The organism is Luteibacter sp. GL_149 (assembly GCF_057834065.1).
In genome coordinates, this window is record NZ_CM174395.1 from 3,957,763 (window position 1) to 3,983,128 (window position 25,366).

23 protein-coding genes are annotated in these 25,366 nt (G+C 58.9%); 7 read left to right on the forward strand and 16 right to left on the reverse strand.

Annotated elements, in window-relative coordinates; all coding sequences use genetic code 11:
- Window positions 1–232: 232 nt before the first annotated feature.
- The gene (locus AC3IR3_RS17470; protein WP_489194003.1) at window positions 233–3,418 is read right to left on the reverse strand and encodes a DEAD/DEAH box helicase; all 3,186 of its coding nucleotides are present in this window, start codon (window positions 3,416–3,418) and stop codon (window positions 233–235) included.
- A gap of 175 nt (window positions 3,419–3,593) precedes the next feature.
- Here AC3IR3_RS17470 and AC3IR3_RS17475 point away from each other — a divergent pair, with 175 nt between their 5' ends.
- Entirely contained in the window at window positions 3,594–5,273 is a 1,680-nt protein-coding gene (locus tag AC3IR3_RS17475) for a DUF6311 domain-containing protein (RefSeq protein ID WP_489194004.1), read from the forward strand.
- On the opposite strand, the gene AC3IR3_RS17480 is transcribed toward AC3IR3_RS17475, so the two are convergent.
- The 3 genes from AC3IR3_RS17480 to AC3IR3_RS17490 all read right to left on the reverse strand — a co-directional run bounded on the left by AC3IR3_RS17480 (window position 5,270) and on the right by AC3IR3_RS17490 (window position 7,454).
- Window positions 5,270–5,806 carry a hypothetical protein gene (locus AC3IR3_RS17480; protein WP_489194005.1) on the reverse strand — a complete coding sequence of 179 codons (537 nt, stop codon included), beginning with the start codon at window positions 5,804–5,806 and terminating at the stop codon, window positions 5,270–5,272. The two genes, AC3IR3_RS17475 and AC3IR3_RS17480, sit on opposite strands and share 4 nt — an antisense overlap.
- Window positions 5,807–6,144: 338 nt before the next feature.
- Window positions 6,145–6,942: an SGNH/GDSL hydrolase family protein gene (locus AC3IR3_RS17485; protein ID WP_489194007.1), complete on the reverse strand. Its 798-nt coding sequence runs from the start codon at window positions 6,940–6,942 to the stop codon at window positions 6,145–6,147.
- Window positions 6,939–7,454, reverse strand: coding sequence for a PH domain-containing protein (locus AC3IR3_RS17490; protein ID WP_489194009.1), 516 nt, complete (start codon window positions 7,452–7,454; stop codon window positions 6,939–6,941). Before AC3IR3_RS17490 ends, AC3IR3_RS17485 begins: the two co-directional genes overlap by 4 nt.
- 143 nt (window positions 7,455–7,597) lie before the next feature.
- Here AC3IR3_RS17490 and cycA point away from each other — a divergent pair, with 143 nt between their 5' ends.
- Together cycA and AC3IR3_RS17500 are read left to right on the forward strand one after the other, a co-directional pair.
- Window positions 7,598–8,986 carry a D-serine/D-alanine/glycine transporter gene (gene cycA, locus AC3IR3_RS17495; protein WP_489194011.1) on the forward strand — a complete coding sequence of 463 codons (1,389 nt, stop codon included), beginning with the start codon at window positions 7,598–7,600 and terminating at the stop codon, window positions 8,984–8,986.
- Window positions 8,983–9,348, forward strand: a complete 366-nt coding sequence (locus AC3IR3_RS17500; RefSeq protein ID WP_489194012.1) for a hypothetical protein — start codon at window positions 8,983–8,985, stop codon at window positions 9,346–9,348. Before cycA ends, AC3IR3_RS17500 begins: the two co-directional genes overlap by 4 nt.
- 51 nt (window positions 9,349–9,399) lie before the next feature.
- On the opposite strand, the gene AC3IR3_RS17505 is transcribed toward AC3IR3_RS17500, so the two are convergent.
- The 5 genes from AC3IR3_RS17505 to AC3IR3_RS17525 all read right to left on the reverse strand — a co-directional run bounded on the left by AC3IR3_RS17505 (window position 9,400) and on the right by AC3IR3_RS17525 (window position 12,270).
- The gene (locus tag AC3IR3_RS17505) at window positions 9,400–9,639 is read right to left on the reverse strand and encodes a hypothetical protein (protein ID WP_489194013.1); all 240 of its coding nucleotides are present in this window, start codon (window positions 9,637–9,639) and stop codon (window positions 9,400–9,402) included.
- Between the two features lie 21 nt (window positions 9,640–9,660).
- Window positions 9,661–10,215: a hypothetical protein gene (locus tag AC3IR3_RS17510; RefSeq protein WP_489194014.1), complete on the reverse strand. Its 555-nt coding sequence runs from the start codon at window positions 10,213–10,215 to the stop codon at window positions 9,661–9,663.
- A gap of 37 nt (window positions 10,216–10,252) precedes the next feature.
- Window positions 10,253–10,714: a hypothetical protein gene (locus tag AC3IR3_RS17515; RefSeq protein WP_489194016.1), complete on the reverse strand. Its 462-nt coding sequence runs from the start codon at window positions 10,712–10,714 to the stop codon at window positions 10,253–10,255.
- A 65-nt stretch (window positions 10,715–10,779) separates the two neighbouring features.
- The gene (locus AC3IR3_RS17520) at window positions 10,780–11,736 is read right to left on the reverse strand and encodes an RHS repeat-associated core domain-containing protein (RefSeq protein WP_489194018.1); all 957 of its coding nucleotides are present in this window, start codon (window positions 11,734–11,736) and stop codon (window positions 10,780–10,782) included.
- A gap of 222 nt (window positions 11,737–11,958) precedes the next feature.
- A complete protein-coding gene (locus AC3IR3_RS17525) occupies window positions 11,959–12,270 on the reverse strand; it encodes a helix-turn-helix domain-containing protein (protein WP_489194019.1) in 312 nt (103 codons plus the stop codon).
- Window positions 12,271–12,641: 371 nt separating this feature from the next.
- Here AC3IR3_RS17525 and AC3IR3_RS17530 point away from each other — a divergent pair, with 371 nt between their 5' ends.
- Window positions 12,642–12,965, forward strand: a complete 324-nt coding sequence (locus AC3IR3_RS17530) for a hypothetical protein (protein WP_489194021.1) — start codon at window positions 12,642–12,644, stop codon at window positions 12,963–12,965.
- Between the two features lie 92 nt (window positions 12,966–13,057).
- Here AC3IR3_RS17530 and AC3IR3_RS17535 read toward each other — a convergent pair whose 3' ends face one another.
- Window positions 13,058–13,774, reverse strand: coding sequence for an HNH endonuclease (locus tag AC3IR3_RS17535; protein ID WP_489194023.1), 717 nt, complete (start codon window positions 13,772–13,774; stop codon window positions 13,058–13,060).
- Between AC3IR3_RS17535 and AC3IR3_RS17540 the strand changes: the two genes are divergently transcribed.
- Window positions 13,761–13,985: a 3'-5' exonuclease gene (locus AC3IR3_RS17540; protein ID WP_489194024.1), complete on the forward strand. Its 225-nt coding sequence runs from the start codon at window positions 13,761–13,763 to the stop codon at window positions 13,983–13,985. The genes AC3IR3_RS17535 and AC3IR3_RS17540 overlap by 14 nt on opposite strands.
- 67 nt (window positions 13,986–14,052) lie before the next feature.
- Complete coding sequence (locus tag AC3IR3_RS17545) at window positions 14,053–15,660, forward strand: ATP-binding protein (RefSeq protein WP_489194026.1); 1,608 nt, start codon at window positions 14,053–14,055, stop codon at window positions 15,658–15,660.
- Between the two features lie 30 nt (window positions 15,661–15,690).
- On the opposite strand, the gene AC3IR3_RS17550 is transcribed toward AC3IR3_RS17545, so the two are convergent.
- The 6 genes from AC3IR3_RS17550 to AC3IR3_RS17575 all read right to left on the reverse strand — a co-directional run bounded on the left by AC3IR3_RS17550 (window position 15,691) and on the right by AC3IR3_RS17575 (window position 23,444).
- Entirely contained in the window at window positions 15,691–16,557 is an 867-nt protein-coding gene (locus tag AC3IR3_RS17550) for an Eco29kI family restriction endonuclease (RefSeq protein WP_489194028.1), read from the reverse strand.
- 1 nt (window position 16,558) lies between these two features.
- Window positions 16,559–17,701, reverse strand: a complete 1,143-nt coding sequence (locus AC3IR3_RS17555) for a DNA cytosine methyltransferase (protein ID WP_489194030.1) — start codon at window positions 17,699–17,701, stop codon at window positions 16,559–16,561.
- A 105-nt stretch (window positions 17,702–17,806) separates the two neighbouring features.
- Window positions 17,807–18,232 (reverse strand): very short patch repair endonuclease, encoded by a 426-nt coding sequence (locus AC3IR3_RS17560; RefSeq protein WP_489194031.1) that lies wholly within the window; start codon window positions 18,230–18,232, stop codon window positions 17,807–17,809.
- 67 nt (window positions 18,233–18,299) lie between these two features.
- Complete coding sequence (locus AC3IR3_RS17565; RefSeq protein ID WP_489194033.1) at window positions 18,300–19,112, reverse strand: TSCPD domain-containing protein; 813 nt, start codon at window positions 19,110–19,112, stop codon at window positions 18,300–18,302.
- Window positions 19,113–19,194: 82 nt separating this feature from the next.
- Window positions 19,195–20,145 carry a histone gene (locus tag AC3IR3_RS17570; protein ID WP_489194035.1) on the reverse strand — a complete coding sequence of 317 codons (951 nt, stop codon included), beginning with the start codon at window positions 20,143–20,145 and terminating at the stop codon, window positions 19,195–19,197.
- A 20-nt stretch (window positions 20,146–20,165) separates the two neighbouring features.
- Complete coding sequence (locus AC3IR3_RS17575; RefSeq protein WP_489194037.1) at window positions 20,166–23,444, reverse strand: LAGLIDADG family homing endonuclease; 3,279 nt, start codon at window positions 23,442–23,444, stop codon at window positions 20,166–20,168.
- A gap of 543 nt (window positions 23,445–23,987) precedes the next feature.
- On the opposite strand from AC3IR3_RS17575, the gene AC3IR3_RS17580 reads away from it, so the two are divergent.
- The gene (locus AC3IR3_RS17580; protein WP_489194039.1) at window positions 23,988–25,352 is read left to right on the forward strand and encodes a DegQ family serine endoprotease; all 1,365 of its coding nucleotides are present in this window, start codon (window positions 23,988–23,990) and stop codon (window positions 25,350–25,352) included.
- Window positions 25,353–25,366 lie beyond the last annotated feature (14 nt).

The window sequence follows — 25,366 nt, forward strand, 5'->3', positions numbered from 1 at the left end:
CGACTGCATCGCCCTGTCCCCGCACGCCTGTGGACTATGTCCCCGGTCCATACACCACCGCAGGAACGACGATGAATGGTAAGGCGATATCGTAGCTCGAAGCGTCTCCGGCTTCGACAGGATACCTACCCTTCATCGTCGCCAAACACGCCGGGAAAAATGTCGGCGATGGCGAAGTAGCGGCCATCGACGTGATGACAATGATCGTGGACTGGCTGATGCGGCGGCGCCTCTACGGAACCTCGACCATCAATTCATCGCGAAGAGCCGGCGTCCACGTATCGATATCGAGCATGCCCGCCGCGACACTGAAGTATCTTTTATGTGCCCAGACATCGCGGTCGCCAATGATATATACGTGACTCTTTGCGCGAGTCAGCGCCACGTTCAGTAGATTCGGTTCGGCACATGCCCAGTCGACGGCACCGCCGCGTGTCGGATCGCAGCCCAGCACGAAGAACACCACATCGTTCTCCTTCCCCTGGAAGGTATGGACCGTACCGATGGAAATTCGGGCCCAGTCCTGGAGATCGGTGGGAACGGGCACGTCCCATCCCGCGAGCCCTTGCTGCCAGACGTCATGATTGCCAAGCAATGCCAGCAGGCCGCTCTTGACCTGTCGAAATGGCGTGATAACGAAGACCTTCGGCATCGTCGGACCTCGCGTTGCGATGTCGTGCCGATAGAGCGCGAATAGAGCTTGCAGCAAGTGCTCGCCCTGGGCGGACACGTACTTAGTGTCACCCTCCGTCTCGCCGCCGACATTCCACCACGAGCTCCTGCGGAGCACCGGATGGGCAGTAGCCGAACCATCTTTTGCGTGCTTCATGCGACCGCCGTATGCAATGGCGTTCGCGATATCGAACATGGGATTGTCGCAACGACGATGCATCACCAGCGGGATACCGATGAACCGGCTGTCGTCGACAGGGTGCCGCACCCCCATCGGGTAAATACGATCGGCCAGCGCCTGCACCGAGTGACTGTCCACAGCGTAACGGGCGCGGCTATCCGTCAGCCAATGCTGCCCGAGCCGCGCGAGCAGCCGCGTCGACTGGGTCACCACGGGTGGAATCTGCAAAGGATCGCCCACCACCACGACCCTTCGTGCACGCATCATGGCCCCGACCGCGGCTTGCGGCACAGCCTGCCCCGCCTCATCAATGACCAGCCAACCAAGCCCTTCCACGCCAACGCCCGCGAACTGTCGCCGAACCGAGGCAAACGTACTGGAGACAACAGGCGTCAGCATGAAGAACCACTGCCACAAAGCCGTACGAGCGGAAGGAAGGGGCGGTGACGACAGCATCGACGAAAGAGCTATAACGACATCGTTAGATGCAGCCTCCAAAAAGAAGGCCTCATGCAGAGTCATCGCCGCCGCGAATAAGTCACTGCGCAGGACATTCAGGCCCCGGCCCTGCCAGAACGCCCGCCGCTGATTCCCCTCGCTATCCAGCGGCTGCCCATCCCATAGCGCGACATCGAATGTTCCTGTCAGCGCTTTCAGATCGATGAGTGCATTCCGTGTTGCCCTGACAAAGGCCACCCGATCGCGCGCGTCGCACCACTGGCTATATATATCCCTGCGAAAGAGAGCCGTTAGCCAGTGCAGGAAGGATGGCCCCAGCCGTCGTCCAACCGATTGCGCCTCGCCTTCCAACCTCTCGATCAGACGAGGCAAAGCATCGACGACTGGCTGCAGGTCTTTCAGATCGAAGGCTGGTGCCGTGGGCCATAACGACTCGATAACTGGCCACGCCTTCTGTACATGAGCGATAGCATCGTCCAGACGTGCAAGGCGCGCCTGCTCGGCATCATAGACACGACGGGCCCGGAGGTAGTCCTGACGCGCACCCGAAAACGTGGGCTTGCCGGGTTTCTCCTTGGCATATAGCCAATAGTCCATCGCGCCCAACTCTTTCCACTTTTCCGTATCGACGCTGTGACGAGCGAGGAATCGTCCCGATTGCCCGGGCTTTTCGCCTGGGCGAGACGACTTGTATCCGAACACTTCACCAAACCGCGAACGATTGGCGCTTTTGCCGAGGGCCGCGGATACCAGTCCCCAAACCGGCTCGGGTGGCTCGGCCCAGGGCTTGCTCGGCCGGGTTCCCGCATACTTCGTGGCAACATCCGTGAAGTACTTAAGCGAGTCCTTACGAGCCGGATCGATGCCTTTGCACTGCGGAAGCTCCAGCGAAAGATTCTCTACCGCGCCATTGTTCGTGGAGGCGACAACGATTTCGAATCCTGTCAGTGCAGGAATGAGTAACGGAATAGTCCGCGTCTGCTTCGAGAAAACAGCGTCGACGGTACCCCCTGCCAGCCCGTCCTTCGCGCTATTCAACGATGCCAGGATGTCCGCTCGTGCGGTAACGAGGTGCGCAATGAGATCGCGCAACAACGTGGTTTTTCCTGTGCCGGGCGGACCGTTCACAGCCAGCACCTCACCCTCGCTCATCGCCTTCATCTTATTCAGAGCGTACTGCTGCATAAGCGACTGCACGTGCTGCGGTTCGGACGGCCACCGGCCTGCGATACCGTTGCGCGGACGTAGTGTTTCTCTTATATCGCGCTGCCCGTCTTCGCTGTCGAGATCGGTCTTTGCCGCGTCGATTACCGCGAGATATGCAGCCAGCGCCCTTGGAAATCGCTTTCCTTTCAGTTCTCGCTTCGCCTGGGTAAGGTCGTGGACGTAGAAACTGTTGAGTATCGGCATGTCGCGTGCCGCGGCAACTTCAGCGGCATTGGCAGCAGCGTCGTCGGACTCCTCCGGCTCGTCGGCTGGCACTTTCTTCGAAATTTTCTGTGCCTGGGGTGCGTTGCCGATATCGAGCCATGCGAGACCTTTGGTACTCACATCGAAACGCGACCACTTTCTCAGACGATCGATGGTTTTCAGCAGTATGTCCGGATCGAAGATTCCATCCTCGCTATCGGACAGATCGTCCAATAAACCCTGCTTCAGGTCCCGCGCACTTGCCTCGAAAGCATCCGCGCAGAGGTCGGTCATGTCGCCATGCTGCAAACGGCCGAGTGCCCAGGGAAGTGCCGAGAGGCTGATACCGTCGAAATCGGGCTTGCCTTCATGACTGACGGTCAGTTTTGCGAAACACGTCAGTCCTTCCGCAGCGGCCTCGGCATCGCGTTGCTCGACCATGGCATCCGGCGCGGTAGCGATACAGGCCTCGACGACACGCGTGACGTGTGAGACGTCGAATGGGAGCAGATAAATCGTGCGGGGCCGCTGCGAAAAGGTGGCCCAGGTACCGTCTACCAACCTTTCTTCATCGATGAGCTGCGTCGGATGGCGGCTTCGCCTGGCCTCCTCCAGCTGATCGTCGAGGTCGTAGGCATTGAAAAATTCAACGCTGTGCCAATAGTCCAGAATTCGGTCGGTATCGCTAGTCGCCATGACTTTCTGCTCCATCAATAGTTCGTGCCGGAGGCCGGCATGACGGAAGCATAACGGCATTCGCTGACGGATCTTTAGCATTGACCACGTCGGAACGGACCTGGCAGGCAGGAGGGCCGTGCCGGCAAGTGACATACAATGCCCCGTCACCATCCACGAATCGACAGGCCCACGAATGCGGTTATCCGACTATCGCCGCACACACCATGCAGCGCATGTGCTGCTGCCGCTGATGCTTGGCATCGCCGCGTTCGTCCTGGTGACGGGTGGCGCGATGGTATGGCCGTCGAATGTCGCCTGGCTGCAGGATACCGATCTTGCGCAGAGCTACCTCGGCTGGGCTTTCTATCGACACGACCCGTGGATGCTGCCTTTCGGCGCGAACCCCTCGTACGGTCTGGAGCTGCACTCGTCGGTGTACTACTCCGACTCTGTTCCCCTGCTGGCCATGGCGCTGAAACCGCTGTCGCCGCTGTTGCCCGATCCCTTCCAGTACTTCGGCCTGTGGGTCCTGCTGTGCTTCGTATTGCAGGCATGGTTCGCATGGAAGTTGCTGGCACTGGCTACGCCGAACTTTTTGGTGCGTGCACTGGGCTGTGTGTTCTTCATCCTGGCGCCGCCGCTGCTGATGCGGCTGGGCGGCCATATGGCGCTGTTCGGGCAATGGGCGGTGCTGGCCGCCGTGTATCTGTACCTGCGCCCCGAACAGCGCTCGCAACGCACATGGTGGACGGTGCTGGTTGCCGTCGCGATGCTGATCCACGCCTATATCTTCCTGATAGTGGCCGCGGTCTGGGCGGCCGACGTTCTGCGTCGCGGCATTAAACAGCCGCGCGACATGTGGAAGCCGCTGCTTCTGGAAGTCGTGCAGGTGCTACTTGTGACGGCGGTCGTCGCATGGATGGCAGGACTATTCATGGTGCCAGGCAGCGGCCAGAAGGCGGATGGTTTCGGCTTCTACAAAATGAACCTGCTGGCTCCTTTCAACGGCGCCGGCTGGTCGTGGTTCGGCCTGCACACGCCAGAGGCGGACGGCGAGTACGAAGGCTTTAACTACTTCGGCATGGGCGGATTGGTGTTGCTTGGGCTGGGTGCCATTGCCTGGATACGCACGCGGCGGGATGCGTCGCGCAGCACGTTGCTCTGGCCGCTGGTCGCTGCCGGTGTCGTACTTACCGCGCTCGCTGTCACCAATAACGTCGGCATCGGTGCGACGCAATTTCATATTTCACTGCCGGATTTCCTGCAACGCAAACTGTCGCGCTCGTCGATCCAGTCCACCGGGCGACTCTTCTGGTTGCCCTACTACGCGCTATTGCTCGGTGCGATCTTCGTTCTTGCACGCGCTCTGCCGGCTCGCATCATGATCGCCGTGATGGCTGTCGTGCTTGCGATTCAGCTGACCGATCTGCACCCCGGCCTGGACAATATGCGCACACTTTTGCTCACGCGTGCCCAGGCCACCGACGTTCCGCATCTTCGCGGTCCGTTCTGGACGGAAGCTGCGACACGTTACACGCGCGTCCGCATGTATCCCACCCGCATCATGGCGCCGGACTGGGTGCGTGTGGCGATGTATGCCGAGGAACATCGCATGGCGACCGACGCGGTGAAGGTCGCGCGAGTCAACTGGAGAACGTTCGGTGCCACCGGTGCAAGACAGCAAGCGCTGCTGATGGCCGGTACGCCCGAAGACCAGACGTTATATGTGCTGGATCCCACCAGCGTCGCTGGCGTAGCGGCGGCAGCCCAGCCATCCGATGCGGTGTTCGACGTCGATGGCCTGACGGTGCTTGCGCCCAGTTGGGGTCCGCATGTTCCCGCCGGCGCAACGGTCGTCAAAGCGGGTCGCTAGGGAACGGTGCACTTCAGTTTCCAGCGTGCACCGAGCGCCGCGCCAGTTGCCTTGACGCGCACCACGGGCGACGTGGAAACCGTCAGCTGATGCGCCGCTTCGGAATCGCCGTCGACCATGGCGACATCGTCGCGATGCACCTGCGTTCCGCCATCGGTGAACACATGGTCGGACAGTGCTTCGGTGCAGACGGGTCTGCGCGGGAAATACTCCGCGAACACCACGCGATAGCCCGAATCGGACGCGCTGCGTTCGACGTGATCGATCCAGTCGGCGCCGCTTAGCACGGTGCCGTTCCAGTCGATCTCGGCGTCGAACGTGGCGCCGGGCTCAAGCGGACTGGCCAGACCGAGATCACGACACGGAACGGCCTCGAGGCTGATGGCGCCGCTGTCGGAAGGGTCGACGCAGGTGTGCGCGGCGCGCGGTTCCGGCGTGTCGGCGGCGGTTGCCGGGAGCGTCAGCGTGACGGGTAGAAGAAGTGCCGCGGTCAGTGCGAGTGCGCGGCCGGTTGAACGGGGGATTCGGGCCATGGTGGGATCCTCGCAGCCGGCCGGGGTTTGCCGGTTTTCAGACAAGGAAGTAGACCATATGGACGGCCAAGTGCAATACGTAGTTCGACGTAGGCGCGTGTCGTGGTTCTTACTTTCGATGGTTTCTTGTGTGAAGAGACTCTTCACTATGCAATTCCGGCCAAATCCCCTCACCGTCGCCCCTGCGCAGGCAGGGGCCCAGGGCGAACGCGCCTGGCTGGGCGATATGGTTGAGGGATTCGCTTTAAGAGCTGATCGGGCGTTTCGCGACAACTCATTTCATCGCACTGGGCCCCTGCCTGCGCAGGGGCGACGGTGAGGGTATGGGTGTGGCGCGGTCAGTTCAGAACGGTGCGCATTTCCGCTTCTGACAACAGGCATTGGCGAGGTGCGGGCTTGTCGTTCTGCCCGATGTGCACCATCCCGTCGAAGGTCGTGTATGGATGGTAGAGCGGATCTGTCGTGCAGATTTCCTGCGCACCGGGCTTACTGCCGAACACCGTCACATAAATTTGTGCCGCCATGAATCCCACCGTCGCTACGCCGGGGTGGGAGCCGTCGTCATATATCCACGGAAGATCGGGGTGACGTTGGCGTACTTCGGTCAAGCCGTCAGCGATGTCGATATAGCGGGCGCTCATCGCATCGGCGAGGCGTCGTTCGCCTTTGACCAGGAGTTGATTCGCCGTGTCCGACTGCTGATACGTCCCTAAGTAATAAACGGTGGCACCGGAACGCCTGACCATTCGCGATATCGCCTCGTGCGCCTTTAGAACAGCACGGCATGCCTCGCCGATATCGCTGCTGCTGGTGGCGGCGCATATCGCATTGCCGCCCCTCTCTTGCACGATGACGTCGGTGTAGTGGTTGTCGTGCAACGCGCCGCGCAGCGATTCGTCGCGCACGAAGTCGGCCAGTGCCGCCGCGCCTTTTACATACATGTCGACCGACACCGTACTGCCGGGTCGTTGCCCGTTAACCAGTGCGGCGAAAGCAGAGGGAAGATTATTGGTGTACGTGATGCTGTTGCCGATGAACAGGACCTTCCTCGGCGCGGACGGATCCGGTGCGTTGGTCGCCATCGCCGACCATGGCAAAGCCACAATCAGCATCAGTGTCGCGAGCCCCGTCTTCATGATCGATCCCCTGTTCGTTGCTGGATACCCGATTCGCGCATCGCCGCCTCGACAAAACCCGACGGGTCGTCCGGCGACACCACCACCGTCCGGCCGTCGACCAGCGTGACGACGACCAGATGGTCGCTATTCCTTATATATGCACGGAACCAGCCGAGTCGTCGGTTGTAGAACAGCCCGTCGACCGCCAACAGGCCGCCGTTGCCGAAGACGCGGATGGCGCCTCTCATCGCCAGATCGTCCGCGCGGGCCAGCGCCCCGCGTAACGGAAAGCGACGTGAGATAAGGGCGCGCCGAATGACGAGCATTCCCTCCCCCACCTCGTAGCCCTGCGTGGTAACCAGCGACATGCCGAGGAAGGCGACGATCGCGAGACCCCCGATCGCCAGTACCTCGAACGAGGCCGCCTGCATCCGGTAAGCCACCGCACCGGCCACGCCGACCAAAATCAGCACGAACAAGGTCGTGGCGATCAGGACGGTGCCGCTGCGGGTGGCGGTGAACTGGCGCACATCTGTCCTTCATCGAGGGGCCGCCGGCAGGGTATGGGGAACCGGGTCCGGCACGCCACCCGATTATTCGAAGAAATCAGGCCCATAGCCAGCCCCTCCCATTTCTTCTATGTTGTCGGCTTCCTTCACCGACGGCCCGCCAGATGACCTCTTCGCTGGAGCAGCACCCGGATCACCTCAGGCGCAGCCTGTCCAACCGCCACCTGCAGCTGATCGCCATTGGCGGAGCCATCGGTACCGGGCTGTTCATGGGCTCGGGCAAGACCATCAGCCTGGCCGGCCCGTCCATCCTGCTGGTGTATCTGATCATCGGCGTGATGCTGTTCTTCGTCATGCGCGCGATGGGCGAGCTGCTGCTATCCAACCTGGAATACAAGTCGTTCATCGACTTCTGCACCGACCTGCTCGGGCCATGGGCTGGTTTCTACTGCGGCTGGACGTACTGGTTCTGCTGGATCATCACCGCCATCGCCGACGTGATCGCTATCGCGTCGTACGCGCAATTCTGGTGGCCGGGACTGGCGCCATGGGTACCCGCCCTACTCTGCGTGCTGCTGTTGCTGTGCCTGAATCTGGCAACGGTAAAACTCTTCGGCGAAATGGAATTCTGGTTCGCGCTGATCAAGATCGTCGCCATCGTGGTGCTGATCATCGTCGGCTTCGGCATGGTCGCCTGGGGCTTCACCTCGCCGTCGGGACACAAGGCGTCGCTGACCAACCTGTGGAGCGACGGCGGCATGTTCCCCATGGGACTGACCGGCTTCTTCGCGGGATTCCAGATTGCGGTATTCGCCTTCGTCGGCATCGAACTGGTCGGCACCACCGCCGCCGAAACCGCCGACCCGAAACGCAACCTGCCCAAAGCCATCAACTCCATCCCCGTCCGCATCATTCTGTTCTACGTGCTGGCCCTGGTCGTCATCATGGCCGTCACCCCATGGCGCCAGGTACAGCCCGGCCGCAGCCCGTTCGTCGAACTGTTCGTACTGGCCGGCATCCCCGCCGCCGCCAGCCTGATCAACTTCGTCGTACTGACCTCCGCCACCTCGTCCGCCAACAGCGGCATCTTCTCCACCAGCCGCATGCTCTACGGCCTGGCGCAGGAGAAGCACGCGCCGAAGACCTTCGCGCAACTGTCGAAAGCCGCCGTGCCTTCGCGCGGGTTGCTGTTCTCGTGCATCTGCCTGCTGGCCGGCGCGACGCTGGTCTACATCATCCCGAATCTGGTCACCGCGTTTACGCTGGTGACGACGCTGGCCGCCGTGCTGTTTATGTTCGTGTGGTCGCTGATTCTTGTCGCGTATATGGCGTATCGGAAGAAGCGGCCGGAGCTGCATGCGGTGTCGGAGTACAAGATGCCGGGTGGCGTGTTTATGTGTTGGGCGTGCCTGGTGTTCTTCGCGTTCGTGCTGGTGTTGTTGTCACTGGAAAGCGATACGCGGCAGGCATTGATGGCTAGCCCGGTTTGGTTTGCTTTGTTGGCGATTGGGTATGCGTGGAAGGGGCGGGGGCTGAAGGAGCCGCGTGCATGAGCGCGCCGCGACTGACCACGCTGGAACATGATGGCTGGATGGTCGACGACGGTGAAATAGCCCACGCGGAGTCGCCAGACAAGTTCTGGATTCCGCCTCTGGCTGAGCGCGAGTCTATGAAACCACGCAACCTCGTCAAGCTTCGTTTCTACATCCGTGTAGAAACCGACGACGGTGAGTTAATCGACGAAGGCGAACGGATGTGGGTGAAGGTGACCGGCAAGGTCGATCAGTGGTATCGCGGCGAACTGGATAATCAGCCTTACTGCACCGATGAGATCAAGCCCGGACTGGAAGTCTGGTTTCAGGCTCGACACATCATCGACATTCATCCGGAGCTGGTGGAGGCATCGCGTGCATGAAGTGTCGCGATGCGGGCTATACGGACACGATGAAGCCAGATGTCACATCGTCTAGCTCGGCGATTCGCTTCGTCGAATGAGGACCAGGTCCTCGTCGGCAACGGCGTAGTGAATAAGACCAGCCTGAGGGCACTCAACCATAGCGCCCTCCTTGAGGTATCCCCACTGTAACTCTGGATGCTCCGCTGAGTACTGCTTCGTATCCATCACAGCCACGACCAATCCCGTCCAGTCGCTACCAAGATCGACCACATCGCTAAGCATGACTTCCTGACCGTCCAGATAGCGCATTAGTCACCTTGATGCATGTAATCAATGAATGCTACCGAAGGCACCGTAGACTTTCTGGCCGAATCTATGCGCTTCGCATGGCTGCCCTTCGAAGCAAGCCGCAAGGCCCGTGCCAAGCATCGATACCGCAGCATCCAGCGGTGCACGGTCGGACGTCGGTGCCAATAGCCGAAGCCTGCACTTTGCATCCCGCGTCAGCTGAATATCCACTTCGCGCCAAGACTTACCTTCGAACGTGATTGTCCTAGGTGTGCCGACGATATCCATCGAGTCGGCTTTAGCATCGAAACAGAGAGTGCTTTCCAGGATGATCGCCGGCTCGCTCCGCCAGTCGCTGGCGGAGATGGTCCACTGGTAAGAGCCCAGATCGGACCGCGGCGAGAACGTAATCTGTGCATCGCTGCCGAGAATGCACCATGCGCCATGCGTTATTTGGCATTTCCTAGGAGGCGCGACAGGATTCGGAGCGGCCGCCGGCCGTTGCCACCGCTGCCCACCAACCTGTGCCCCGACATTTGCGAATCCACAAACCAGAAGAATCGCCGAAGCGACAACCATCCATTTCGCTGCATTCATGGAGTCGCCTCGAATCAAATAGATATATCGGTGACTATCATTTCACCTTGCCGAACGCCTTGTAGATATCCAACGGAAATACCTTATCTTCACAGCGCTTTCCATGGAAACAAGCCGCCAAACCGCCACTCAGCACAGATGCCGCCATATCCAGTCGAGCCCGCTCACGCGTAGGTGCCAACAGACGTAGCCGGCACTCACCATTTTTTGTCAACTGGACAACAACCTCTCGCCAGGAAAGACCATTCCAGATGACCCGTTTCGGCTCACCGACAACTTCGGTCATGTCGGCAATAGTGTCGGCACAACCTGCGCTTTCAAGAATCACCCCAGCCTCGTCACGCCACTGAGGTTCAGATATTTGCCACTGGTACCAGGGCGCATCCTGGATCGGCGAAAAGGTTATCTCGTAAGGGCCACGCAGAATGCACCATGATCCGCGCGAAATCTGGCATTTGGCCGGAGGTGCACCGGGGCTGGGAGAGGAATCTTTCTCCATCGCACCAACTACTGGCGACGAGCAAACGATGAGCGCCAGTAGAATCCATCGAAACAATCGCCTGATCACTGGCATGCTCCAGTGGGTGCAGCGGCGCCACTCAGGCAGTGAACTTCTGCTGTGGGCGAGGTAACGACCTCCTTAAGCGTTTGGGGATTCGCAACACCCTGCATATCGCCCATCAGCGTACCGACCGATGCTGGCGACGAAGCAGGAATCCAATGACCGGACACGTCCACACCTCCCGGATATTGGTCGCCCCCACCAGCCGTATGCGTTATCTCATGAGAGACCTCACCCGGGAGCGCATTGGCATTTAGCGCAATCTTGTCACCGCCTATCTTGTTCGTGGACGATCGGGTAACAGCGGGGTCGACATTGATTACGTTAGCCTTCCCGCTCGCAACTTCCGGCGAATCGAGTGAGACGTTTACAGGAACTGCGATCACGGCAACCGTCACACCGTTCACGATGACACTACCCGATAGCCGCTTAGTGATATCCGCGTCCACTTGCGCGGAAGTAAAGCGCGCGACACCATTCGGATCGGATATCGCATAGGGGATAACCACATTCACGGTGTTATTGCTCGTCCAGACCAATCTGTCGTATCGGCCGTCTAGATCGACAAACTTATACGGATTATTAGTCGCATATTTGTATCTATTGAAGTTCGCTCGCGCACTTCCATCAGGTGCGACCGGATCAATGCTAAGAAAGCGCCCTATCTGCGGATCGTAGTAGCGTTGCTGCATATAAACGAGGCTGGAATCATCGTCGAAAACATGTCCGACATATCCCACACCGGCAGTTGTTCCGCCAAGCGCGGCGGCTCCGTATGGACGATAGTCTGACGTCGCACTCATGACCCCCAATGCATTGGTCGTTGCCAAGACCGATCCTTGCGGGTCAGTCAGGTAATACGTAACGACTTCGCCAGCAAATGCGTCCGACAAGCCACCCACCACAAAGATGGCGGCCGTCGCCCCCACCCTCCAGAAACCAACAATAGGCTTCCTCATACCAATCCCCCTTACGGATATATGCAAGCCCCTTAGCCGCACCTGCCACCCCAAAGTACCGACGGAGCTGATCGCAGCCTAGGCAAATACGGACGACACTGCAAGCAAGTGGATTGGCAAGAACGATGACTTCCCAAATGTCGCCAAGATCGTGTCGTCTGGTTTCGATATGGTGAGTAACATGCCATCCGAACTACCGATGCGACCGCGTAACCGCCAAACTCACAGGTCGCCGAGCGCTCTCGTAGACTTTCTGGCCGAATCTGTCTTTCTTCGCAAGCTGTCACGATCGAGCAACGCCAGACACTCTGTCATCCCTGCTTCGCTCATGCCGCGAAATTGGCCGCGAAGCATCTTAGATAGCTTGGGCTGGGTCAGACCTAAGGCGTCCGCAGCCCGCTGCCGTGTCCATTTCCTACCATTGATAATTTCGCCAATCTTCATCGCGAGGCAGGCTTTGACGAGCATCTCGTCGGCATTGGTGACTTCAAGCGCGGTGTAGACATTGCCGCCTATTTCTTCGATCCTGGTCATTTCTCTTCTCCGCTCACCTTCGGCTTCACCGATATTGGACCTGAGGAAGAAGCGCATCGAGAAGTACGACTATTCTGAAAAATTGGCTTTTAATTCGAATGTGGATTGACGTGCCGAGCCATCGAAACGATCCTCTCCCGGTCGCCGCTTACCGGTGACCGGGTTTAGTAGCCTGTTGATTTTTCGCGGTGGCGCCGGAACGCGTCGTCTCAAACGACGCATTCCTGCGTTGCGTATTCTTATGTCCCGGCGACTTACGGCGGGCGTGTCGGGCGGGCTTCGGTCCGACCGGGTTCCATCGCGACCGGCTACTAACCTGGCACGCCCGCCACCTGCGCCCTGCAGGTGGCGGCACCAAGGAGGATGCCGCATTGAGCAGCAAGCAAGTCGGGCCAGAGGCGCCCGAATCGAATCAAACCCTTTGTGCCCACGACCACTACATTCCCTGCCCTCTTTGCAAAGGCGCGGCACGGATGAAGCTGGGCGATATCCATGCCGCCATGAACGACAAGCTCTCGCATATGCGCGGCGTGGCCGATCTTCTGATCGACGTGCCTATGATCGATGCGGAACAAGGGTCGGTCGCCCAAGCTGGATATGCGTTGAGGGGAATGATTGATGAGGCGAGGGAGATTTATCGCATCATGAACCTCGGACTCATTAGGTCGCACCCGGATACAACGATGGCACCCTAAGTACGACTCAAGCACACCTATGTGGGAGTCCGCAGCCTTGAATGCATCCACGGCGTTCAGACGCACTCCCACCACTTGATCGATACAATCGCCTACGTAGGCCTATCGCGTCGTAAGCGGGAAATCGTCACATAAAGCCGATCGATCAACTGCGGGGCATCTAAACCGTGATGCAACCGACGATGGCAATTCGGACACAGCGCGACGGCATTTGAAACACCGTCCGATCCATCGTCGGCTAATCGTCGTACGTGATGCACTTCGAGGAACGGGCCAGCCACCCCCTGAAAGGGGGCAGGTTGCTCGCAGCATTCGCAAACACCTTTGGCCTCCGCAAGCACCCAGTTACGAACCTCGGGGTCACGAACGTAACGCATCACGGAAACCACTTCTTTCCGTGGCGCTTGCACGCCTACCGGCGGCGCTTTGGCTTTCGAGGTCAATGGACTGGGAAGAACCAATTCTTCCGGCACACGCCCCTCCGCCTCCGCGAGCAAGCCTTCGAGTCTTCGAGCTATGTTCGCACCGATGTTCTTGGCGGGAAGCAGACCTCTTATCCATCTCCTACCGCTTAGGGATAGCACGGCGGAGATGTTCTGCATTCGACGCTCGTAGGCATTGGGACTACGAGCGGAACCCTCGGCAAGTTGCTTGTAGTAGTTCGACTTGACGAAGGACTTTCCCTGAAACTCGAGTTCTCGCATGTCGAGATACGCACGTATAGCCAGTCGAATCGCCGACGATAAAGGCAAGGCAGCCCTGTTCCTAGGAGAGCCTTCGGTAAAGATCGTCAGCATGCACAGCAGCAAGGGACTGGAGTTTCCTGTCGTGCTAATTCCACGAGTTGGGCAGCTGCCTAGCCCGAAGGACGATACCAGTTCGGAAGCTAGGTTGCTCTACGTCGCCATGACTCGTGCGACGGAGCGGCTATCGATTGTTTGCGATGACGAGTCTGAGTTCGCCCTACGTATTGCGGCAGCGATTCGGCGATGTGATTTGGCGGACGTTATTGACTCGTAACGTGCTACTCGAGAATGCTTCCAAAATAACTCCGATCCGGTGACTCCGCACCAGCGAAGGCCTTAAAATGAGTCAAATCAACGGTAAAATCGAAGTGTCTTTCGTCAATGCGATTCCGCAAAAGCGAATATTTTGGTCAATAATCAACGACTACGATTTCAAAACAGCCATCTGCGAACTTATCGATAACGCGATCGACGTTTGGGGAAAGGCGAAACGCGGCCGCCCACTACAAATTAACATTGAAATTGATGCTGATCGTCAAATAATCCGAATCGAAGATAATGCCTCAGGCGTCAGAAGTAGTGAACTTAACTTTCTAGTATCACCAGGAAGCAGCTCGAACGATCCGAATGGTGCCACCATAGGCGTATTCGGTGTAGGCAACAAAAGAGCCGTCGTTGCCCTGGCAGGTCAGTCATCAATTAAGACGCGATACGGGGCGGGCAAAAGCTATCAGATTGATGTAACGGACGATTGGCTTGAATTAGAAACCTGGGAAATTCCCACGTATGAAATCCCGTCCATTGCACAAGACACGACAATCATTGAACTGTCTCACTTAAGAACACCGTTACGAACCGATGACGCAGATCTCCTCCAAATCCATCTGAGCGCCACCTATGGCACTTTTCTAGAGTCAAAACAAATAAGCATAAAGCTAAACGACAAACCAATATTACCAACGAAATTTGAGAACTGGGCATATCCTCCCGAATATCAACCGGAATCATTTGAGTACATACAAGAATTTACAGAATATGGACTTGTTCATTTCAGCGTAACGGGGGGATTGATTCTCGACAGAGATCCTGAAGCAAGCAATTACGGTATCTATGTTTACTGCAATGACCGACTCATAGCAAAGGACCTGAAGAGCAGAGATGTTGGCTACTTCAACAGCGGCGAAGCTGGTGTCCCGCATCCAGACGCCTCACTCTGTCGCGTAATCGTACGCATAAGTGGTCCAGCAAGACTAATGCCGTGGAACAGTAGTAAAAATGCTCTTAATCCTGAAGCAGCAGCTTTCAAATCGCTTCGCCCGTCACTCATTCGCTTGGTGACTCAATTCACGGCACTGTCGCGCCGATTGAAAGGGGTCTGGCAAGAAAAGGTACTGAAACACACTGCCGGCACAATACAAATACGAGAGCTAGATGACCTCTTAAATGTAAGACGACTCGCACTTCCTCCACTGCCGCGAGGGCGAAGAAACTGGCGAGACGATGTGCTTGAACGAAACACGGACTTAGTGACAGAAAAACCATGGACCCTTGGCTTCATTGAGGCGATCGCGGCGGCGGATGTCATTCGAAAGCAGCGCTATGACACAAGCAATCGAATTGCATTGGTCCTACTAGATAGCAATTTTGAAATTGCACTCAAGGAATACATAGTGCACAACCCCGAGCAATTCCCAAGGGAGAGCTCCTCGGATGATCAACTATCAAAGCTGTTTAAGGACAGACGCGACGTCGTTTCCGCCATCAAAGAGAAACTAAACATTGAGCCTGAACTCGTCCGCAGGGCCAATCACTATTACAATCTACGAAATAAATTGATACACGAACGTGCGACGACGACAGTTACAAACAACGACATAGAGAACTACCGAAATCTGATTGAAAATTTACTCGGAAAGCTGTTCGGCCTTCGCTTCGATTTAGATTCATAGCACCCGCCGATTGACCGAATAGATTCTTCACTATCCAATCTTCAAATGGCCCAACAATGCATGAAGGACCTCTTCCAAGTCCGCAATAGGATGGTGTGCCGTAAAGTGCCTCCAAACAGCCACATCTATTTCGGCGGGAGTTTTGGCGTCACCAATCTCAGATGCCACCGCCCAATTTCTTCCTGGATGTAGAACATCCCATGGAGATCGCTTGTTGCGTCGAGTTTCAGCGCTATCGCCATGCTTTCCAAAGCCCAGCAAAATCTTTGTCTCTTTATTCCAAAGAGGCTTAAATAGCTCAATCAATGCGTTTTCAGCTACGGCTTGCCAGCCGCTAGCAATCGCCAAATACCTGCAATCGAAGTCGGCAACGTCCAGGTTTTTTGCGCGCTCAATATTTTTTCGGTGCTCTTCCAGCCGATTGGCAAGCTGAACCCCCTGCTCTTGAGGTGTCTTTGCAGCCCTGTCAGACGGATCAGCTTTACCAACGTAAATTGGCGTTTCAGAACGGGAAATAGGCCCATACAAGGGAAACTCACCCCTGTAATAGATGGCATAGACACCCGACCCATAGAATTTTCTCTCGCCGATCTGGGAGAGAGGAATTTTGTCCTGGCCAAGCAATGCCACCGCAGCGAACGTTCCAAAAAGGCGCGGATCCGATGGATCAAAAAATGAGGATGGTAGCTTGATTGGATCAAAAGCAGCCAAACGGGAACGAAGATCTGTAGAAGCGATCTCCAGCTCATCCCGCAGTCTTTTCATCGCAGCCTTAGGCGTATCCTCGGGAATTTCATCGATACGCGACAACAATGCTCGCAGATCCCTCGCCACATCGCGGATATCACCTTTTTGCGCCACGCCCCCCCCTTCACCCATCCAAAAATCGTCCTGCATTTCAGCGAGGACGGTGACTTGCTAATTTTTTTGCCACGCTTGACACAACAACACGCGCCAACTCTACCGGGACGGCATTACCCAATTGCCTCATAGCTTCACTCCAAGCGCCCTTAAAATGCCAGGCGTCAGGAAATGTCTGCACACGAGCGGCTTCGCGAACTGTTAGATAGCGACAAGTACCGTCGTTGTAGGCAATCATGTTCTCGCCCCCTGGTACGCCATGAGCACCGGCCTTCAATGTTTTGGCGGGAGCGTCGAAAGGACTACCGGTGTGACCAGGATAAGGTCGTGCGCCTAGCTGCAATCGATGATTGAAGATGCTGCCGTTGCTTTCCGCGCGCAAGAATGGCTTTGGCAACCCCGCAGTAGCCTGTCGTATCGTTTTCCAAGCCTTGAGCTCCGGCATACCTCCAGCCCGGATTGCCTCAATGCGCCGCTGCAAAACAGCCGGAACATTGACTGGCGCTCCTCGTACGCCTTTCCAATATTCTCGCGATACCCATTGATCGTGCAGTAAACGCTGCTGAGAGTGCGTCGCGTCGGGAAAGCTCCAATGCGCGTCGATATCCGAACGGAATCCCACGATAAAAAGACGTTCGCGACACTGTGGCACACCGTAGTTGGCGGCATTGAGGACAGAACCGAGAACGTTATAGGACAATCCCTCAGATTTCGGGCTCGACGTATGGTGCTGCTGCAGTCGCGCGAGGTGGTCCTGCCACTCTTCGCCGCCGCGCCGCGTAATTTCGGGATATTGCAGCTGAAGTCTCGAGTGTTCGAGATACGTAGCGAATGCGGCGCGAGTAAGCCCTTTGACGTTTTCCATCACGAACGCCTTCGGACGCGCCTCGCGAACCGCCCGAATGAACTGGGGAATCATGTCACGCCCATCTTCCATCCCTTGGTGCTTCCCTCCCAAAGAGAAGGGCTGACATGGCGGACCGCCCGCAACCAAGTCAATGCCGTCGTATGCATCAAAGGAAACGTGACTGACGTCTCCTTCGTGTACGTGCCCTTTCCAGCGCGCCAATCCTGCAACAGCACGCTCCTCTGCATTCGCCCGCAATGTTTGGCATGCCTCAGCATTCCACTCAAACAGGCCTCGATGGCGAAAACCCTCCATATGGGTAGCGAGCGCCAAGCCGCCTGCGCCTGTGAACAATTCGATTGATTCGGGTCGAGCTGCTATCGTCTTCACATTGGAGCCTATCGGGTGTCTGCGTACGCCATTGTGACCAGCGTCGTCTCAATTCTTAGGATTCGTATCAGCTAAGAATGCCACCACTTGCCGCTCGACAGCATCCATATGTTTCGTCTCGCATTCCCATACGACGAGAATCTCCCACCCTAGTACTCGAAGTTGCTTCTCGGAACGAGCGTCACGAGTTTTGTTACCGCTCAGCTTCGAAAGCCAGAAGTCCGACCTCGTCTTTGGAATTCTAGCTAAGGGACAGCGGTCGTGCCTGTGCCAAAAACAACCGTGGAGGAAGATTACTTTTCGTAACGATGGGAACGTTAGATCGGGTGTCCCCGGAAGGTCGCGCCGATGGAGTCGGTAACGATATCCCAACGCATGAATCATCCTCCTCAACGCCATTTCAGGCTTAGTGTCCTTCGCCCGAACGGAAGCCATGATCTCAGAGCGACGAGCCTTGTTTACTGTATCGATCATCTGCGGCGGAACTCTGCGATTACTCGACAAGCTTACCGATCATGGCATGCCTGAGATCGTCAGGGCCTCACCCGCACTTCGAATACCCACAATTCAAACAAGTCTGACACCCGTCCATCAGAACCAGCGCCTGGGTATTGCACTTGACGCAGAGGGTCGCGCCGGGTGGGAAGCCTGAGGCTTCGCTCTGGACCGGAGCAGCTTCGTCGGTCGCGGCGCCTTTGGCGCCCGTATCGCGGGCGGAGCCCGCTCCCACCGAGCTGGTGGACAGCGAAGATGCGGCAGCGGCGCTCGCTGCCGGCTTCTTGCTCGCCGCCTCATAAGCCGCACGCTTCTCCGCGATCAGCGCGCGGGTGGCGTCGCTCATTTCGGGGTCGTGGATGAGGCCGATGGACTTCATGTGGGTTTCGATGACCGCGCCGATTTCGGCGACGATGCTGGGCATGTAGACGCCGCCGGCTTTGAAGTAGCCTCCGCGCGGGTCGAAGACGGCTTTCAGTTCTTCGACGATGAACGTCACGTCGCCGCCCTTGCGGAAGACGGCGGACAGAATTCGGGTGAGCGCCACGATCCACTGGAAGTGGTCCATGTTCTTCGAGTTGATGAAGATTTCGAAGGGACGACGCTGTTCGTGCTGGGTGCCGGCGTTGAGGACGATGTCGTTCAGGGTGACGTACAGCGCGTGCTCGAAGAGCGGCGACTTGATTTTGTACGTGCTGCCGACGAGGGTCTCGGGACGCTCGACGCTTTCGTGCATCTGGATGACTTCGGCCATCGGCGCGATGTCTTTGGCCTGTGCCGCAGCGGGTGCCGGGGCGGCTTTGTCTTCGGGCTTGACTACCTGGTAGCCCGTGATCTTCTTGTCGATCTTGATCGCCATGACTTTTTACTCTGTGTATCGGTGACGACGGCGCGGCCCGGAGGGAGTGCGGCCCGGGCTAGCCGGGCCGCACGGGTACTACTTACTTGCGACGGACGCCACGTGCGGCGGACTTGCGTGCCGCGGTACGACCCGTCTTCTTGCTGGCAGTGGGCCTCTTCACCGCTTTGCGGGCGGCTTTCTTCGCAACGGGCTTACGCGCCGTCTTCGTGCTGGCGGCCTTGCGGACCGTCTTCTTGGCCGTGCTGCTGCGAACGCCGGCCTTACGGCCCAGCTTGGTCACAGCTTTCTTCGCCGCCTTGCGGGCGGTGGAAGCTTTCTTCGCGACGCGACCGGCGACTTTCTTGACGGCCTTGCGTGCGGTGGTGGCTGCCTTGCGGACGCCCTTCTTGACGGCGACCTTGCGGGCGCCCGCCTTCTTGGCGACTTTCTTTACAGCTTTCTTGATGACCTTCTTGACCGACGCCTTCTTGGCCGAAACCTTCTTGGCGACCGACTTCTTCACAGCCTTCTTGGCGCTGATCTTCCTGGCCGGTGCTTTCTTCGCTGCCGACTTCTTCACGACAGCTTTCTTGACGGTCTTCTTCACCGCTTTCTTGGCTGCGGCTTTCTTGGCCGGAGCTTTCTTGACGGCGGCCTTCTTCGCTGCCGGCTTCTTCACAGCCTTCTTGACGCCGGCTTTCTTGGCCGCAGCCTTCTTGGCCGTCGGCTTCTTAGCCGTTGCCTTCTTGGCGGTCTTCTTGACGGACGCCTTCTTGGCAGCGGCCTTCTTGGCCGGCGCTGCCTTCTTCGCGACTGCCTTCTTCGTAGCTTTGCGCACGGCCTTCTTCGCCGGGGTGGCGGCAACCGGCTCTTCGACGACCGGTGCTGCGACCGGTGCGACGACCTTCGGTTTGCGCGGCTTGCGCTTCACGACCTTCTTGGCCACGGGGGCTTCGGAAGCGACGGGCGCTTCGTTTACCGGCGTGACTTCGGTGGTAATCGTGTCGAATTCGAAAGCTTCGCTTTCGACGACCTGGTTTTCTTCAGACATTTTTATCCCTCTCCGCGGGGTCAGAACTTGCCGTAATAGCCTTCCTTCAAAGCATCGAAAAGGTTCGCGGCGGTATGCATTTCACCGTCGTATTCGACCTGCTCGTTGCCTTTCAGTTCGACAAAGCTACCGTCTTGTAACTCGAAGCGGTAGAGGGTGTTCTCAAGATCGGTTTCCTTGACCAGCACACCCTGGAACGCAGCGGGGTTGAAACGGAATGTCGTACATCCCTTTAAACCCTGTTTATAAGCGTAAAAATAGATGTCCTTGAAGTCTTCGTACGGATAGTCCGTCGGGACATTCGCGGTTTTGGAAATCGACGAATCGATCCATTTCTGGGAGGCGGCCTGGATGTCGACATGCTCTTTCGGGCTGATGTCGTCGGCTGCAACGAAGTAATCGGGCAGCTTCGCCTTCGGATCGTCGGAGTACGGCATGGCCTCTCCGTTGATCAGCGCCCGGTAGGCCAGCAGCTCGTAGCTGAAGACCTCGACCTTCTCTTTCGACTTCTTGCCTTCGCGGATCACATTGCGCGAATAGTGATGCGCGAAGCTGGGCTCGATGCCGTTGGAGGCATTGTTGGCCAGACTCAGCGAGATGGTGCCGGTAGGCGCGATCGACGAGTGATGGGTGAAGCGCGCGCCGGTTTCGGCCAGGGCTTCGATCAGGTTCGGAGCCACTTCGGCCACGCGCTGCATATAGCGCGAATACTTCGCGTGCAGGATGCGGCCAGGGATGGCGTCGCCGATCTTGTAGCCGTCACGCGCCATTTCGGGGCGCTTGCGCAGCATGTCGCCGGTGACTTCATAGGTGGCTGCCAGGACGGGCGCCGGACCTTTTTCCTTCGCCAGCTCCAGTGCCACTTCCCAGCCGGCGACGGCCATTTCGCGGGAGACTTCGTCGGTGAACCCGACGGCGTCGGCGCTGCCGTAACGCATTTTCAGCATGGTCAGGGTCGAACCCAGGCCCAGGAAGCCCATGCCGTGACGGCGCTTGCCCAGGATTTCCTGGCGTTGCCGCTCCAGCGGCAGGCCGTTGATCTCAACGACGTTGTCGAGCATGCGGGTGAAGATTTTCACCACCTCGCGGTACTCGTCCCAGTCGAAGCGGGCTTTCGGACCGAACGGATCGCGCACGAAGGTGGTGAGGTTCACCGAGCCCAGCAGGCAGGAGCCGTACGGCGGAAGCGGCTGTTCGCCGCAGTTGTGTGCGTGCAGGCCATTGGCGTCGAACGTGTTGATGCCCGGCACCTGCACGTCGTAGACGGCTTCGGTACCGTCGGCCTCGATGGAAGCGACGGTGGCAGTGAAGCGCTCGCGGTTCGGCGTACGGACATAGGCGGCAAGCAGGCGTTCGAGGTTGCCCTGCTTGTCCGTGTCGGCGAAGCCGATCTGTTCGGCGAAGGTGGCAAGGTTGTCGCCTGCGATCACCAGCTCGTGCTGAGCCTGCGTCGCGTAGTCGGCCATGCCGCCACGACCGTCGGGCAACCGTGCCGTGCCCGCGTCGCGACGATTGGCGTAAATCGTCGAGGCGATGCCCAGACGCAGCAGCATGCGCTGCGCGGCTTCAAGGCGCGGCAGGTCGGACTGGGCCAGACGGACGCTGACGCCCTTCAGCTGGCTGCCCTGCACCGAACCGTCGGCATCGAACAGACCGCGGAGGAAACCGCGACTGAAATCGCTGGACGCCTGCTCGACTGCCGGACCGATGCACTTGTTGCCGGGCGTCATGCCGACTTCAAGCGCCAGCTCTTTCAGCGCGCCCAGCGACAGACGAAATTCATTACGGTTGCCGACCGACTGCCAACCAGCGAAGTCCGCGCGGTGCGGCAACGTGCGGGCGGCCGTTTCGGCCGCGTCCATCAGCGCATAGGCACCTGGCGAAGGCTCGGCGATGCCGCCGTTGGCCGCCATGGCGGTATGGAAAACGGACAGCACGGCCTTGTCGTTCTTCAGCGTGCCGTCGCCAACCAGCAGGCCGAGCAGGAAACCCTGTTCGAAGGTGTACTTGCCAGCCCACGCGTTGCCACTGCGATGGTTATTCAGCAAGACCTCGTCGCCCGGACGCAGGTCGCCAGCGGCACACCAGTCGGTGTCCAGCGCCCAGCGCGTCTTGCGAACGACCTTGCGCACGCGGTGATCGGCGGTCAGGCGAAGCTGATAGCCCTGATCGGTCGCGAGCTTCACGACGTCTTTGCGTGCGGTAAGGAAGAAGCCTTCCGGACCGGTGGCGTGGTCCTTGCCGTCGACGCGGGCGGCGAACGGCGCGCCGATGAGGTCGGCGACCTGGCGCGGACCTTCCGACGTCTGCACCCAGGTATCGGCCGTGACGCAGGGGTTGGTCGCGCGGATGTGCTCGCACCACCAGTTGTTGTTCATCTCGTTCACGCGGTCGATCAGGATGAAACCGGGTTCGGCGTAGTCGTACGTCGAGACCATGATCATGTCCCACAGGTGCCGCGCGCGGATGTGGCCGTAGATCTTGCAGGCGACCAGACCGTCTTCGCGGACGACGTAGTTCTGCGTGGTGGGCCATTCGCGCCAGACGACCTTGGTGGGGTCGGTCAGGTCGATTTCGTCCTGCTCTTTGACGTGTATCGGGAAGACGGTCGGCCAGTCCTGGTCGTTCTCCACAGCGTCCATGAAGCCGTCGGTGATCAGCAGCGACAGGTTGAACTGGCGCAGCCGGCCATCCTCGCGCTTGGCGCGGATGAATTCCTTGGCGTCCGGATGGCTGATGTCGAACGTACCCATCTGCGCGCCACGGCGACCGCCGGCGGACGAGACGGTGAAACACATCTTGTCGTAGATATCCATGAACGACAGCGGGCCAGACGTGTGTGCGCCGGCGCCGGAGACGTACGCGCCGCGCGGACGCAGCGTCGAGAATTCATAGCCGATGCCGCAGCCGGCTTTCAGGGTGAGGCCTGCTTCGTGCACTTTCTCGAGGATGTCGTCCATCGAGTCGTGGATGGTTCCCGACACCGTGCAGTTGATGGTGGACGTGGCCGGCTTGTGCGCCAGCGCGCCAGCGTTGGACGTGATGCGGCCGGCGGGAATGGCACCGCGGCGCAGGGCCCAGAGGAAGCGCTCGAACCAGTGGGCGCGAAGCTCTTCGGTGATCTCGACATCGGCAAGGGCGCGAGCGACGCGCGAGTAGGTTTCGTCCACGCTGCCATCGACGGGCTCGCCGGACTTCGCCTTCAGACGGTACTTCTTGTCCCAGATGTCGTAGGAAGCGGGCTGGAGCGGAATCGCCGCGGTCTCAAGCCCGATGGCTTGCGCACGTGCTGTGCTCATGAATGTGTCGTCCTCGTTCTCGGCCATGACCAGGCCTTTATTGTCGTCGTGGCACAACCTCGAAGCGCCGCCCCCGGACACTTCGAAACCATCCTTGTCCGACCTCGCGATCCGGCCCCCGGCCCAAGCCTGCCGATATGCGTTTCCAGCTTTGTTCTTCCGAACCGTATCACCAGCACTAGGTGATGTGTGAAGAAGAGAACACAAGATGTTGTGGTTGCCGCAGGTGGGAACAGTACTGCTGGGCATGGACGATGTAAAGGGTCGTGGAGCGGTTTTTGAGAGCTGGGAAACCTGGGTATTTTGTTGCGGTCGAAATGGAGGTTTTTCGCTCGCTGCGTTTGTTCTCTTGTGGGAGCGTGCCTGCGCGCGAAAGCCAACGGAGCGGAGGTGCCGTGCGTCGCATCCGCAGCCTGGAAATTGGGCTGGCGAAGGTGGGCATTGTGCTTCTTCGCTTCGTTGGCTTTCGCGCGCAGGCGCGCTCCCACAGGAGTAGGCGGCCTCGGGCGTCCATCGATCAGAACTGCTTAAGGGAGAATCACTATGTTTCGTTTTCGACGTATCGCTGGCCGGATGCTTGCTGCGTTATTGTTCGCCTCCACCGCGTTCGCCGCCCACGCAGCGCTGCCTCCGGTCGTGGGCGGCGAGGCCCTGCCCTCGCTGGCACCTATGCTTACGAAGGTCACGCCCGCCGTGGTGAATATCTCCACGAAGACGCGCGTGCGTGCCCGCGATCCGTATTTCGACGATCCGCTTTTCCGGCAACTGTTCGGCGGACAGGGCGTACCGCGCGAGCGCGTGGAGCAGAGTCTGGGGTCAGGCGTGGTGGTGGATGCGGCCAAGGGCTATGTGCTGACGAACCACCATGTGGTGGGTAGCGCGGACGACATCACGGTCACCTTGCAGGACGGACGCGACTTCAAGGCGACGCTGGTCGGTAGCGACGCCGATACCGATATCGCGGTACTGCAGATCGACGCGGACCGGTTGCAGGCATTACCCCTGGCCGATGCGTCGCAACTGCGCGTGGGCGACTTCGTGGTGGCAGTGGGCGATCCGTTCGGGCTGGGTCAGACGGTGACGTCGGGCATTGTCTCGGCGCTGGGTCGGTCGGGGTTGGGCAAGGGCTATCAGAGTTTCATCCAGACCGACGCGTCGATTAATCCCGGCAACTCCGGCGGTGCGCTGGTGAATCTGCGCGGCGAGCTGGTGGGTATCAACTCGATGATCTTCTCGCCCTCGGGTGGGAATGTCGGTATCGGCTTCGCCATTCCCGTGGACCTTGCCGGACAGGTGATGAAGCAGTTGCTGGCTTACGGGAAGGTGCGGCGCGGGAATCTCGGCGTGGACGTGCAGGACGTGACGCCGCGCGTGGCGCAGGCGCTGAAGCTGAAGGACACAACCGGCGCGGTGGTCACCCGGATCAACGAGGGGTCGCCCGCGGATGGCGCCGGGCTGCAGATCGGCGACGTATTGACGGCGGTCGACGGGAAGCCCGTGCGTAGTGCGCAGGATGTGCGTAATGCCGAAGGGTTGTTGCCGTTGGGCACGTCGGTGCATCTCACCGTCCAGCGAGAGGGTTCGCCGCGGGAGGTGGAGGCGAAGATCGAGGCAGCGAAGCTGGCGACGCTGGATGGCGGGCGTGTCGATCCGCGGCTGACGGGGGTGACGTTGACGGATGTGGATGGAGAGCAGCGGGCGCAGGGACTGTATGGCGCGGTATTGAGTGGCGTGCGGCGCGGGACGGCGGCGGCGTCCGCCGGGTTGCAGGATGGCGACATTGTTATCGGGGTCGGGCAGCGGCGCGTCACAAGTGTGAAGGCGTTGCAGGGGATTGGGGGGCAGCAGCCGCGGCAGTTGTTGTTGACTGTGGTGCGGGGGGATGGGGTTTATTACGCGGTTTTGTAAGGCGGGGTTCTGAG

Excerpts from the sequence above, each read along its gene's own strand:
- cycA (WP_489194011.1), top strand. The coding sequence starts at position 7,598 with ATGACCTCTTCGCTGGAGCAGCACCCGGATCACCTCAGGCGCAGCCTG.
- AC3IR3_RS17570 (WP_489194035.1), bottom strand. The coding sequence starts at position 20,145 with ATGTCTGAAGAAAACCAGGTCGTCGAAAGCGAAGCTTTCGAATTCGAC.
- AC3IR3_RS17580 (WP_489194039.1), top strand. The coding sequence starts at position 23,988 with ATGTTTCGTTTTCGACGTATCGCTGGCCGGATGCTTGCTGCGTTATTG.
- AC3IR3_RS17550 (WP_489194028.1), bottom strand. The coding sequence starts at position 16,557 with ATGCAGGACGATTTTTGGATGGGTGAAGGGGGGGGCGTGGCGCAAAAA.
- AC3IR3_RS17560 (WP_489194031.1), bottom strand. The coding sequence starts at position 18,232 with ATGATCGATACAGTAAACAAGGCTCGTCGCTCTGAGATCATGGCTTCC.
- AC3IR3_RS17540 (WP_489194024.1), top strand. The coding sequence starts at position 13,761 with ATGCACAGCAGCAAGGGACTGGAGTTTCCTGTCGTGCTAATTCCACGA.
- AC3IR3_RS17510 (WP_489194014.1), bottom strand. The coding sequence starts at position 10,215 with ATGAATGCAGCGAAATGGATGGTTGTCGCTTCGGCGATTCTTCTGGTT.
- AC3IR3_RS17480 (WP_489194005.1), bottom strand. The coding sequence starts at position 5,806 with ATGGCCCGAATCCCCCGTTCAACCGGCCGCGCACTCGCACTGACCGCG.
- AC3IR3_RS17575 (WP_489194037.1), bottom strand. The coding sequence starts at position 23,444 with ATGAGCACAGCACGTGCGCAAGCCATCGGGCTTGAGACCGCGGCGATT.
- AC3IR3_RS17475 (WP_489194004.1), top strand. The coding sequence starts at position 3,594 with ATGCGGTTATCCGACTATCGCCGCACACACCATGCAGCGCATGTGCTG.
- AC3IR3_RS17505 (WP_489194013.1), bottom strand. The coding sequence starts at position 9,639 with ATGCGCTATCTGGACGGTCAGGAAGTCATGCTTAGCGATGTGGTCGAT.
- AC3IR3_RS17545 (WP_489194026.1), top strand. The coding sequence starts at position 14,053 with ATGAGTCAAATCAACGGTAAAATCGAAGTGTCTTTCGTCAATGCGATT.
- AC3IR3_RS17520 (WP_489194018.1), bottom strand. The coding sequence starts at position 11,736 with ATGAGGAAGCCTATTGTTGGTTTCTGGAGGGTGGGGGCGACGGCCGCC.
- AC3IR3_RS17515 (WP_489194016.1), bottom strand. The coding sequence starts at position 10,714 with ATGGAGAAAGATTCCTCTCCCAGCCCCGGTGCACCTCCGGCCAAATGC.
- AC3IR3_RS17565 (WP_489194033.1), bottom strand. The coding sequence starts at position 19,112 with ATGGCGATCAAGATCGACAAGAAGATCACGGGCTACCAGGTAGTCAAG.
- AC3IR3_RS17525 (WP_489194019.1), bottom strand. The coding sequence starts at position 12,270 with ATGACCAGGATCGAAGAAATAGGCGGCAATGTCTACACCGCGCTTGAA.
- AC3IR3_RS17470 (WP_489194003.1), bottom strand. The coding sequence starts at position 3,418 with ATGGCGACTAGCGATACCGACCGAATTCTGGACTATTGGCACAGCGTT.
- AC3IR3_RS17485 (WP_489194007.1), bottom strand. The coding sequence starts at position 6,942 with ATGAAGACGGGGCTCGCGACACTGATGCTGATTGTGGCTTTGCCATGG.
- AC3IR3_RS17500 (WP_489194012.1), top strand. The coding sequence starts at position 8,983 with ATGAGCGCGCCGCGACTGACCACGCTGGAACATGATGGCTGGATGGTC.